At 71.5% G+C, this 12,106-nt stretch carries 6 protein-coding genes and 1 pseudogene; 6 read left to right on the top strand and 1 reads right to left on the bottom strand.

What is annotated here, in order from left to right; translation table 11 throughout:
- Nucleotides 1-203 precede the first annotated feature (203 nt).
- The 6 genes and pseudogenes from F1734_RS15370 to F1734_RS15345 all read left to right on the top strand — a co-directional run bounded on the left by F1734_RS15370 (nt 204) and on the right by F1734_RS15345 (nt 11,770).
- Nucleotides 204-1,991, top strand: coding sequence for an ABC transporter ATP-binding protein/permease (locus tag F1734_RS15370; RefSeq protein ID WP_010595302.1), 1,788 nt, complete (start codon nt 204-206; stop codon nt 1,989-1,991).
- Nucleotides 1,992-2,216: 225 nt separating this feature from the next.
- Nucleotides 2,217-6,736 (top strand): annotated as a pseudogene (locus F1734_RS26545) (HAD-IC family P-type ATPase).
- A gap of 606 nt (nt 6,737-7,342) precedes the next feature.
- On the top strand, nt 7,343-8,692 hold the full coding sequence (locus tag F1734_RS15360; protein ID WP_010595304.1) for an MFS transporter: 1,350 nt from the start codon (nt 7,343-7,345) through the stop codon (nt 8,690-8,692).
- A 28-nt stretch (nt 8,693-8,720) separates the two neighbouring features.
- Nucleotides 8,721-9,482 carry an IclR family transcriptional regulator gene (locus tag F1734_RS15355; RefSeq protein WP_029540102.1) on the top strand — a complete coding sequence of 254 codons (762 nt, stop codon included), beginning with the start codon at nt 8,721-8,723 and terminating at the stop codon, nt 9,480-9,482.
- A 99-nt stretch (nt 9,483-9,581) separates the two neighbouring features.
- Nucleotides 9,582-10,541 (top strand): PDR/VanB family oxidoreductase, encoded by a 960-nt coding sequence (locus F1734_RS15350; protein ID WP_203010770.1) that lies wholly within the window; start codon nt 9,582-9,584, stop codon nt 10,539-10,541.
- 23 nt (nt 10,542-10,564) lie between these two features.
- The gene (locus tag F1734_RS15345; protein ID WP_203010769.1) at nt 10,565-11,770 is read left to right on the top strand and encodes a cytochrome P450; all 1,206 of its coding nucleotides are present in this window, start codon (nt 10,565-10,567) and stop codon (nt 11,768-11,770) included.
- A gap of 157 nt (nt 11,771-11,927) precedes the next feature.
- Here the strand turns inward: F1734_RS15345 and F1734_RS26445 are convergent, their stop codons facing one another.
- Nucleotides 11,928-12,059, bottom strand: coding sequence for a hypothetical protein (locus F1734_RS26445; RefSeq protein WP_017681335.1), 132 nt, complete (start codon nt 12,057-12,059; stop codon nt 11,928-11,930).
- Between the last annotated feature and the right edge of the window lie 47 nt (nt 12,060-12,106).

The raw sequence follows: 12,106 nt of genomic DNA, 5'->3' as shown, positions 1-12,106 counted from the left end.
CCAGAATTTCCATGACCGTCGGATACCCGCCGTGCCCGAGGTGAAGCAGCACGGTCCGGAGCCGCAGCGAAACTCGTGGCGAGGACCGCGCGGTCGGTCGCGTCGCAGTGGTCGACCGCCGAATCGGCGTCGCGCACCCGGAACGGGGGCCACAATCGTCCGCATGGATCGCGCGATGGCGCGGCAGACGGGAGTGGCGACCGATGGAGTGGGGAAATGTACTCGTCGACAGCGCCTGGTGGACGCTGAAGGCGTATGTGATCACAGCGGTGGTGTTCGTCGTCGTGGTGGCGCTGCTCGCACGGGCAACCCACTGGGGGCGGCAGTGGTGGCGCATCGCGCAGCCCTACTTCGATCCCCGCCGTGGCCTCGGCCCGCTCGGACTCGTGGCCCTGGTTCTGCTGTTCACCGTCTTCGCGGTGCGGGTCAACGTGCTGTTCTCGTACTGGTACAACGACTTCTACACCGCGATCCAGAATCTCGACGAGGCGGCGTTCTGGCGGTTCATGCGGGTGTTCGCCGTGCTCGCCACCATCCACGTGGCGCGCAGCCTCGTCGCGTACCTGCTCGGCCAGACCCTCGACATCCACTGGCGCACCCACCTGAACAACCGGCTCGTCGACACCTGGCTCGACACCGGCGCGTTCTACCGGGACCGGTTCGTCGATCCGCCCGTGGACAACCCCGATCAGCGCATCCAGGTCGACGTCACCGATTTCGTCACCACCACCCGCATCCTGTCGATGGGAGCGGTCACCGCGGTGCTGTCCATCGTCAGCTTCACCGGCATCCTGTGGGACCTGTCGGGCCCGATCACCGTCTTCGGCACCGAGATCCCCCGTGCCATGGTGTTCCTGGTCTATCTCTACGTGCTGGTCACCACCGCGGTGGCGTTCTGGATCGGCCGGCCGCTGATCCGCCTGAACTTCCTCAACGAGAAGCTCGGCGCCACCTACCGCTACGCCCTGGTCCGCGTCCGCGAGTACGGCGAGAACATCGCCTTCTACCGTGGGGAGGGTGTCGAGCGGGGTGGCCTGCTGAGCCGATTCGCCGCGGTGATCCGCAACTGGTGGCGGATCGTGTTCCGGATCCTGAAGTTCGACGGCTTCAACCTGACCGTCAACCAGATCGCGGTGATCTTCCCGTTCCTCATCCAGGGGCCGCGACTGTTCGCCGGACAGATCACCCTCGGCGACGTGATGCAGACCGGCAACGCCTTCGGCCAGGTCCACGAATCGCTGTCCTTCTTCCGCGAGTCCTACGACGACTTCGCCGCGTTCCGGGCCACCACCATCCGGCTCAACGGATTGCTCGACGCCACCGAGCAGGCGGCGAAGCTGCCCGTCCTCGTCGCGACCGAGCAGGGCGACACACTCGACATGCACGGTCTCGACGTCCGGACCCCGTCCGGCCGTCCCCTCGTGACCGGCCTCGACATCGACATCCCGCCCGGCGAGGCCCTGCTCGTGCGCGGCGCTTCCGGCAGCGGCAAGACGACGTTGCTGCGCTCCCTCGCCGGGCTCTGGCCGTACGCACACGGCCGGATCGCGCGTCCGATCGGCGACGCGCTGTTCCTGTCCCAGGATCCCTACGTGCCGCTCGGGACGCTGCGCGAAGCCCTGTCCTACCCTCGTCCGCCGATGCCCGACGACGCGCAACTCGGCGAGGTGCTCGACCGCGTGCACCTCGGGCACCTGACCGAACGTCTCGACGACGACACCGACTGGGCGCGCGTGCTCTCGCCCGGGGAGCAGCAGCGCCTCGGCTTCGCACGAGTCCTGCTGGCCCGGCCGCGCACGGTGTTCCTCGACGAGGCCACCGGCGCCGTGGACGAAGGGCTCGAACACGCGCTCTATCGCACCCTCCGCGAGGCCCTGCCGGACAGCGTCATCGTCAGCGTCGGGCACCGCAGCACCCTCGACACGTTCCACGACCGGGTCCTCGAACTGCAGGGGGAGGGACGCTGGACGGTCACCGAGAGCGTCCGCTGAGACCCGGCCGCCCGGCGAATCTGCCCGACTCGGGTCCACACCGCGCGGCGACCGAACTACGCTGAAGGATCGGTGACCTCGATGCCGGCGACGGCCGACGGGAACGGCCGGCAGTGGCACCGGTGCCCGGTCCCGGGCCGGAATGCGCGTGCGCCAGCCGAGGAGGACACCATGCACCACGGAACTTCCCGCCGGCGGCGCCCGCATCGGTCGGTCACCACCCTGATGTCCCTTCCCGGATCCGCGCTGCGGGGCGGCGTCCGGGTCGCGGCCGCCGGTGCCGGCGTCGCCCTCGACGCCGCCGTCGTCGGCGCCGCCACGGCGGCAGGCGTCGGGACGGCGTTGCTCCGTGCCCCCGTCGCCGCGGTCGCCGCGCCGGCCCCCGCGGCGATCCTCCATCTCGTCGCCGACGTCGCCCGGGAAGCGGGCAGCGGACGCCCCGCCCGGCGCTGCGCGGCGAACGGTGCCCGAACCTGGATCGAAGTCCGGGGCCTCGACGGCCCGGACGGCGCGGCGCTCGGCGACCGGGTCCTCGCCGCGATCCGGGCCACCCCGGGCGTGGCCACGGCCGAACTGCACCGCCCCTGGTGCCGCCTCGTGGTGTCCACGGACCCGGACGGACCTACGGACCGCGCCCTGCGGCGCATCGTCGAGCGCGTCGAAACCGACTGTGTTGCAACCGAACACTGTGTCCCAACCGAGGACTCCGCCGCCACCGAACACCCCGCCGCCCCGCCCGGGCTGCCCGGCGACGACGTCCTGCTCGTCCGGCGGGGCGTGTCCGCGGCCGCCGCCGTCACCGGGCTGGTACTGACCGCGACGGGACGCCGTCTGCGCCTGCCGCGCCTGCCCGGCGCCGCAGCCGCCCCGGTGCTCGTGTCGGACTATCACCCCCGCATCCGCGCCCTCGTCGAATCCGCACTGGGGACCGGCAGGGCGGACCTGCTGCTGGCCGCCGGGACCACCGTGCTGCACACCCTGACCCTCGCACCGGCGTCGGCCGCCGTCGAAGCCGTCACCCGGACCGTCCTCGTGGGCGAGACACTGGCGATGCGGCGCGCCTGGCGCGACTTCGAACCGGAACTCGCCGCCCACGCGGCCGTGGCCCACTGCCCACATCGTCCGGCCCGTCCCACCGAACCGGCGGCCGGAGTGGTCGAGCGCTACACCGACCGCGCCGGCTGGGCCGGACTCGCCGGCGCGGCAGCGGCCGGGATGCTGACCGGCAAACCCGCCACCGCCGGCACCGCGGCGCTCGTCGCCGTCCCCAAGGCCACCCGCACCGCGCGGGAATCCTTCGCCGCCACCCTCGCCCGCGGGCTCGCCGCCCGCGGAGTGCTGACTCTGCGCCCGGACGTGCTGCGCCGTCTCGACCAGGTCGACGCGCTCGTCGTCGACCCCCGCGCCCTGTACACCTCCGCCCTCACGGTGACGCGACTGAACGGCGTCCCCGACCGCGACCGCAGCGCGGTGTGGGACCGGGCTCGGGCGGCGGTCGACCGTGGCATCCTGACCGCCGGCCGGCACCCCGTCTCCGCCGTGCCGGACGCGCCCGGGCACCTTCCCGCCGACGCACAGGTACTGATCGGACCGGTCCACGACCGCTACGCCTCCGCCGTGCTCGCCGCCGCCCGACGCGCGGGGATCGCCGTGGTCTCCGCGGAGGACGAGGCGATGGGATCACTGCGGAACGGCTTCGACCGTCTCGAACCCGTCGCCGAGTCGATGGACACGACCCTGTTCGACGTCGTCGACAAGCTGCAACGCGGCGGCTGCACCGTCGCGGTCCTCACCGTCGAGGCAGCGCAGGCTCTCGGCCTGGCCGACGTGGGCCTCGGTGTCCTCCGCGACGGGCACCGCCCACCCTGGTCGGCGGACGTGATGATTCGCGATCTGACCGGCGCGTGGCGGATCCTGCACGCGCTCCCGGCCGCGCGGACCGCACAAGCCGGCGCGGCGTGGAGATCGCCCGCGACGCGTCCGCCCTCGGGACGTTGCTCATGGTGCCCGGCGTGCCCGGCAGCGGTCCGGAGTCGGTCACCGCCGGCGCCGCGGCCGGGTTGTGGGCCGGAACGTCGGCGGCCCGCGCCGCGCTGGCCGCGCCGCTGCCGCAACCACGTTCGGCCCACGACTGGCATGCCCTTCCGGTGGACGAGGTCTGCGCGCTCCTCCCCGCACCGGGCGACCTGCTCACGCCCGCAGCGGACTCCGGGTGGCGAGCGCGGACCCGGATGCGCGTGGTGCGGGGCGTCCGGCGGGTCGGTGTCCGTCCGCTCGGATCCGCGGCCGACTTCACCCGGGCCGTGCGCACCGAACTGGCGGACCCGCTGACGCCGGTCCTCGCCACGGGCTCCGCGGCGAGCGCGGTGCTCGGATCGCCGCTCGATGCCGTACTCGTCGGATCCGTACTGCTGCTCAACGCCGCGCTTTCGGCCGCCCAGCGTCTGCGCGCCGAACGTCTTGTGAAAAGGCTTCTGGCGGTGCAAGACCCACCTGCCCGCCGCGTCGCCGGCCCGCGCGGGGACCGGCGGTACGTCGGGGTCCCCGCGGCCGGGCTGCGCCCCGGACACGTCGTCGAGGTCCGTCCGGGCGAGGTCGTGCCCGCGGACGGGCGCATCGTCCACGCCGACGGGGTCGAGGTCGACGAGTCGGCCCTGACCGGGGAGTCGCTTCCGGTCGCCAAGCAGAGTGAATCGACGCCGGGGGCGCCGCTGGCCGAACGCGCCTGCATGCTCTACGCGGGCACCACCGTGCTCACCGGCACCGCGGTGACGATCGTGACGGCGGTGGGAGGGGCTACCGAGGCCCGTCGCGCCACCGCGATGGCGCCCGCACAGGTCCGGGAAGTGGGGCTGCAGGCACGCCTGAGCACCCTCACCCGCCGCGCGCTGCCCGTCAGCCTCGGCGGCGGCGTACTCGTTGCCGCACTGGGGTTGCTGCGCGGCACCGGAATCCGCGCGGCAGTGACCAGCGGTGTGGCGGTCACCGTTGCGGCCGTGCCGGAAGGGCTGACCCTCGTAGCCACCCTCGCTCAGGTCGCATCCGCCCGCCGGCTCACCAAGCGCTCGACCCTCGTGCGCGCACCCCGCTCGATCGAGGCCCTCAGCCGTGTCGACGTCGTCTGCTTCGACAAGACGGGCACACTCAGCGAGAACCGTCTGCGAGTCGTCACGGTCGAAGCCGCCCCCGGCTTCACCCGGCAGGACGTGCTGGCCTACGCCGCCCGCACCGGCATCCCGGCGAACGGGGGAGCGCCCGAGCACGCCACCGACGTCGCGATCGTCGAGTCCGCGCATGCCGCCGCCGTCGCGGACCGGGCCGCCGAACGGACCGCCCACCTGCCGTTCCGGTCCGGCCGGGCCTACGCTGCCGCGATCGCCGGAAACCACCTGGCGGTCAAGGGCGCCCCGGAGACGATGCTCGGTGCCTACGGTGACGACAGCCCCGAACTCCGGGAGCGGGTGCACGCCCTGGCCGCCGAGGGCCTACGGGTGATCGCGGTGGGGCAGCGTGACCTGAACCACTCCGAAACCGATTGGGCGACGGACGATCCCGATGCCCTCGCGGAACTGTGCGGGAACGGGCTGCGGCACGTCGGGCTGATCGGATTGTCCGACACACCGCGGGCCGACGCGGCCGGATTGCTGCCCGCGCTGCTCGAGCAGGGCGTCGCCGTCCGGCTCGTCACCGGCGACCACCCGGTGACCGCCGTCGCGATCGCCGCCGAACTGGGCCTGCCCGTCGGCACGGATCAGGTACTCAGTGGTGCGGAATGGGACGGGCTCTCGCACACCGAACGAAAGCACGCCGTGGAGCAGTGCCTCGTCTTCGCGCGGATGTCCCCCGAGCACAAGGTGCAGATCGTGCAAACCCTCGAACACGCCGGACACGTGTGCGCCATGGTCGGCGACGGCGCCAACGACGCCGCCGCGATCCGCGCCGCGAGCGTCGGAATCGGCGTGGCTTCCCACGGCAGCGACCCCGCGCGCGGCGCGGCCGACGTCGTGCTGCTCGAGGGGCGCGTCGCGGGTCTGCTCGACGCGCTCGACGAGGGCCGCGTGCTGTGGCAGCGGGTCCAGGCCGCCGTGGCGGTCCTGCTCGGCGGCAACGCGGGTGAGGTCGCGTTCGCGCTACTCGGCAGCCTGGTCACCGGCCGCTCCCCGCTCAATGCCCGGCAGCTGCTGCTGGTGAACATGCTCACCGACGCGCTCCCGGCAGCGGCCCTGGCCGTCAGTACCCCCCGCATCGACGGCTCCGGTCCCGCGCCGCGGCCCGACGAGTCCGCGCTCCTGCACACCGTGGCCGTCCGCGGCGCCACTACCGCGGCCGCGGCCACCGCGGCCTGGGCCATGGCACGGATGACGGGCTCGAACGCGCGTGCATCGACGGTGGCGCTCGTCGCGCTCGTGGGCGCTCAGCTCGGGCAGACCCTGCTCGACTCGCGCAGCCCCCTCGTCGTCGGCACCGTCCTCGGCTCGCTCGCCGTGATGGCCGCACTGATCAGCACGCCGGGGGTGAGCGGACTGCTGGGCTGCGTGCCGATCGGCCCGGTAGGGTGGACCCAGGCACTCGGGTGCGCGGGAGCAGCCACCGTGCTCGCCGCCGTCGCCTCGATCGCCGCGCAACGGCTACCGGCGATCGGCGCGGTGGTGACGTCGGTGCTTGCGCCGCGAGAACCCGGAGACGCTTCCGAGACCCCGGCAGCCACGGACCCTCGGGTCGCGCCGGCAGGGGGAGAGAAGTAGTCGCGAGGCCGGCCGACGCGCTCGCCGTGCGTACCACGCGGGGCGCCGAGTTCACCGCCGGACCCCCGGGCCGTCCATCCGTCGACCTACATGTTCGCCCGCCGGCCTGGTACACCGTCGACACCCGACCCGGCCGGACCCCACGCCGAGGGGAGTCCGTGCATGGATCTCGAGGCGCGCTGATCGATGCTCGGTGGCCACACCGTGCCCTGGGCACCCCGTCCACACCGTGCCCTGGGCACCCCGTCCACACCGTGCCCTGGGCACCCCGTCCACACCGTGCCCTGGGCACCCGGCCCACACCGTGCCCTGGGCACCCGGCCCACACCGTGCCCTGGGCACCCGGCCCACACCGTGCCCTGGGCACCCCGTCCACACAGCGCCCTGGGCACCCGGCGACATGCCGATGAGGTCGACGCCGCTCGATCCGGCCCGTGGGCAATGGCCTCGAACACAAAGGGCCGGCACTGAGACGTGCCGCACATGATTTCCTATCAACCATTGAGAGTTCCGTAGCGACGCCGCATCCGAGCCGGTGATGCTTCTTGTCGCTCCGCGGGCACTGTTCCCCGGTGCCCGGCATCCCTCCAACGCAAGGAGATTCGCGTGGAACTCGATCTGCGCCACCGTATCGCCACCGGCCCCATGAGTCGGTTCCAGTGGACAGCGGTCGCACTGTGTGTAGCGCTGAACGTGCTCGACGGTTTCGACGTCCTCGTCATGGCCTTCACCTCCCAATCCGTCTCGCAGGAGTGGGGCATCTCAGGATCGGTCCTGGGTCTGCTGCTCAGTGCGGGCTTGTTCGGAATGGCGATCGGTTCGATCGCCCTCGCGCCGTGGGCGGATCGTGTGGGTCGCCGGACCATGATCCTCGTCTGCCTGACTCTGTCGTCCACCGGCATGCTGATCTCGGCGGTGAGCCAGAACGCCGGCCAACTCGGCGCGCTGCGCGTGCTCACCGGTATCGGCATCGGTGGAATCCTGGCCAGCAGCAATGTCATCTCCAGTGAGTTCGCGTCGAATCGCTTTCGCGGCCTGGCCGTGACCCTCAACTCCACCGGCTACGCGGTCGGGGCGACACTCGGGGGCGTGGTGGCCGTGGTCCTGCAGAGTTCGTCCGGTTGGCGTTCGGTATTCCTCTTCGGCGGTGTGTGCACCGCGGCCCTGATCCCGCTCGTCTGGTTCCGGCTGCCGGAGTCCCTCGACTTCCTGTTCGCCCGCCGCCCGGCGAACGCACTCGAGCGCATCAATTCGTTCGCAGTCCGCGCGGGCCACTCGCCGGTGAGCGCGCTGCCCCCGGCCCCTGCCACTGCCGATGCCCGGAAGCGCGGTGTCGGACCGACCGCCCTGCTCGTCCCGGGACAGCGTCGGAACACCCTGTTGATCTGGGGTGCCTTCTTCCTGACGATGTTCGGTTTCTACTTCGTGACGAGTTGGACGCCGAAGCTGCTGGTGGAGGCCGGGATGTCCGCGACGCAGGGGATCACCGGCGGTGTGCTGCTCAATCTGGGCGGCATCTTCGGCACCGCCCTCCTCGGCGTGCTGACAGTCCGGTTCCGCCTCGGACGCGTCCTGGTCGGATACCTGGTCGCGTCGGCGATCCTGCTCGCCGTATTCGTGCCTGCCATGGGGACCGTCGCGGTGGGCTTCGTCCTCGGTGCAGCGATCGGCGTCGTCGTGAACGGCTGCATCGGCGGGCTCTACGCGCTGACCCCGGCCGTGTACTCGCCTTCCCTGCGCGCTACCGGCATGGGCTGGGGCATCGGCGTCGGACGCATCGGCGCGATCATGTCACCGATCGTCGCGGGTGGGTTCCTCGACGCCGGATGGACCGCGACCCAGCTGTACCTGCTTGTCGCCGTCGCTTTCCTGGGTGCAGGGGTGGTGGTCTCCGTTGTTCGTGTCACGGCGCGAAGCGGCGTGACTACCGTCGAGGGTGAACTCACCATCGTGTGAGTCCGGGCGGCCGTGGAGAGGAGTGGGCGTGGCGCGAGTTCCCACGGGAGAGTCTGTGCTTGCCCGCGCGGCACGCGTCATCGAGGCGTTCGGCATCGACGATTCCACGCTGACGGTCTCCGAGATCGCCCGGCGCGCAGGCCTGCACGTCGCCACCGCCTCCCGGCTGATCGAGGAACTCGTCCGGTGCGGATGGCTCGAACGTGACGGCCGTCGAGTGCGGGTCGGGGTGCGCCTGTGGGAGGTGGCTTCACGGTCGTCACCCACGGTGAGCCTGCGGGAGGCGGCGCGTCCGTTCATGGAGGACCTGCACGCGGTGGTCGACCAGCACACCCAGCTGGCGGTCCGGGAGGGCACCGAGGTGCTGTTCCTGGAACGACTCACCGCGCGCGGGGCGGCCGTCAACTTCACGCGCGTCGCCGGTCGGCTACCACTGCACGCCTCCTCGTCCGGGCTCGTGCTGCTCGCGCACAGTCCGGTCGAGGTGCAGGACGAGGTGATGAACGCGCCGATGCGCGCCTTCACCGAGCACACCATCCACACCCCCCGGGATCTGCGTGCTGCGCTGGCGCAGATCCGCAGACAGGGATACGCGCTCTGCGCGGGCCACCTCCACCCCGACACCACCGGCGTGGCGGTCCCCGTCCGCGGGGCGTCCGAGGAGGTCGTCGCCGCACTGGGGTTGATCGTGCCGAACGACCCCTCCGCTTACGCGCAGATCCCGGCACTGCAGGCCGCCGCTCGAGGCATATCCCGAGTGATCTCCCACCCGACGCCGCCGAGCCGGTAACCCGCCGCACACATTTTCTCTCAATGATCGAGGAACGTCTGGTGTGAACTTCACGGTCCGGACCATCCTCGATCCGACGACGAGACAGAGGAGTTTGTCGTGTCCGATCACATTGCCGCCACGGAGTCGGCTGTGCGAGTCATTACGAAAGAGTCTGCGGCACAGGGTGTTACTGCCCTGACGCTCGCCCATCCCGACGGTAGGCGCCTGCCGGACTGGGCGCCGGGTGCGCACATCGACCTGATGCTGCCCAACGGACTCACCCGCCAGTACTCGCTGTGCGGCGACCGCTGGGACGCCCACACCTACCGCGTCGCCGTGCTACGCGAGCCGCACGGCCGCGGGGGGTCGGTGTACATCCACGATCACCTGGCCGTCGGCGATCTCGTCGGTATCGGCGGTCCCCGCAACAATTTCCGGATGGTGCCCTCGTCGCGGTACCTGTTCCTCGCCGGCGGCATCGGCATCACCCCACTGCTGCCGATGATCCGGCAAGCAGACTCGATCGCCGCCGACTGGCACCTCCTCTACGGCGGCCGTACCCGTGACACGATGGCATTCGGCGACGAACTCGCGCGGTACGGCGAGCGGGTCTCCCTCGTCCCCCAGGACCAGAAGGGTCGACTCGACCTCGACGTCGCCACCGAAGCCGCGGCGGCCGGCGCGAAGGTGTACGCGTGCGGTCCGGTACCGCTGCTCGATGCGCTCACGAGCCGCGCCACGTCCTGGCCGAAGGGCGCGTTGCGGCTCGAACGCTTCGTCCCTCGGGAGCAGCCGGCCCCGGTCCGCAACAGCCCCTTCGACATCGAACTGGCCAGGTCGGGCCGCACGATCTCCGTCACGCCGCAGCAGAGCGTGCTCGACGCGCTGCGGGCAGCCGGTGTGGGCGTGCTCTCGTCGTGTCGCGAAGGCACCTGCGGAACCTGTGAGACCACGGTCCTGGCCGGAGAGCCCGACCACCGCGACTCCGTACTCGACGACGGCGAACGAGCGGCCGTGGACTGCATGCTCGTCTGCGTTTCGCGATCGTGCTCCGACCGCCTGGTACTCGACCTCTGACCACCTCACCAAGGGATCTCGCCATGACAACTCTCGCACCGACCGGAACACCGATCAGCGACGCCGACCCGTTCGACCTCGCCGTTCTCGACAACCCCCTACCGTTCCAGGAGGAACTCCGCGAGGCCGGGCCCGTCGTCCGCCTCGACCGTCTCGGCGTGTTCGGCATGGGTCGTTACGAGCAGGTGCACGCCGCCCTCGCCGACTGGCAGTCGTTCCAGTCCGCCGCGGGTGTCGGACTGAGCAACTTCCGTTACGAGAAGCCCTGGCGGCCACCGAGCCTGCTGCTCGAGGCGGACCCGCCGCACCACGACGCCCCCCGTGCGCTCCTCACCCGCATCCTCGGTCCCCGCGCGCTGCGCACGCTCCGGAACGCCTGGATCGACGACGCCGAGGATCTGGTCGACGAGGTCCTGACCCGAGGAACCGAACTCGATGCCGTCACCGACCTGGCCGCGGCGTTCCCGCTGCGGGTGTTCCCGGACGCCGTCGGTATACCCGACGCCGGGCGGGAGAATCTGCTGCCGTACGGGGACCACACCTTCAATGCCTTCGGCCCCGCCAACAGCCTGGTCGACCGGGGTATCTCGCGGATCCGAGATCTGTCGGCCTGGGTCAACGCCCAGTGCGCGCGCGACGTCCTGACCGAGGGCGGCTTCGGAGCGCAGATCTGGGCCGCGGCGGATCGCGGTGACATCACCCACGACCAGGCACCCCTGATTGTTCGGTCGCTCCTCACCGCAGGGGTCGACACGACCGTCAACGGGCTGGCTGCCGTACTGTACGCGTTCGCTACCCACCCCGAGCAATGGCGAGCGGTGCGGGCGAACCCGTCGCTGGCGCGGACCGCGTTCGACGAGGCGGTGCGCTGGGAGTCGCCCGTGCAGACCTTCTTCCGCACCGCCACCCGCGACATCGAGATCGGCGGCACCGTCATCCCCGACGGCCACAAGGTTCTGCTGTTCCTCGGCGCGGCCAACCGTGACCCCCGACGCTGGGAGCGGCCCGACGCGTTCGACCTCGCGCGCGACCCGTCCGGTCACGTCGGGTTCGGGATGGGCATCCACCAGTGTGTCGGCCAGCACGTCGCGCGTCTCGAATCGGAGGCGCTACTCACGGCGCTGGCCACACGGGTCGAGTCGATCGAGGTCGACGGTCCGGTGCACCGGCACCTGAACAACACCCTCCGCTCGTGGCGGTCGGTGCCGATCCGCGTCCGACTCGCGTGAGCGACGAGGCACAGAGACACCGTGACCCGCGAGTTCGATCGGCCCACCACCGACACCCGGCGGCTCACCGAGTGACCCTTCGGGTTCGGCCTGACACGCCGAGCCGGGCGGTTGTCACCGACGCCGGCGGCGTCAGTTGTCACCGACGCCGCCGGCGTCAGTCGTCGACGACGACCACCACACCGGCGCGCATCAGCACGGCGTACAGCTCGCACAGCGGGGGAGTGAGCAGCCGGACCACGGCGCCGACCACCGCATCCGGGCCCACTGCGACCATCGGGTTCGACATGCCTCGACCGTAGGGACGCCGGATGAACCGAAGTTGACGAACGAGGA

Origin of the sequence: Rhodococcus ruber (assembly GCF_016804345.1) — a bacterium.
Lineage (GTDB): Bacteria > Actinomycetota > Actinomycetes > Mycobacteriales > Mycobacteriaceae > Rhodococcus > Rhodococcus ruber.
The sequence above is the reverse complement of the archived record's forward strand: the minus strand, read 5'-3'. Positions and strand labels throughout refer to the sequence as shown.

Excerpts from the sequence above, each read along its gene's own strand:
- F1734_RS15370 (WP_010595302.1), top strand. The coding sequence starts at position 204 with ATGGAGTGGGGAAATGTACTCGTCGACAGCGCCTGGTGGACGCTGAAG.
- F1734_RS15345 (WP_203010769.1), top strand. The coding sequence starts at position 10,565 with ATGACAACTCTCGCACCGACCGGAACACCGATCAGCGACGCCGACCCG.
- F1734_RS26445 (WP_017681335.1), bottom strand. The coding sequence starts at position 12,059 with ATGTCGAACCCGATGGTCGCAGTGGGCCCGGATGCGGTGGTCGGCGCC.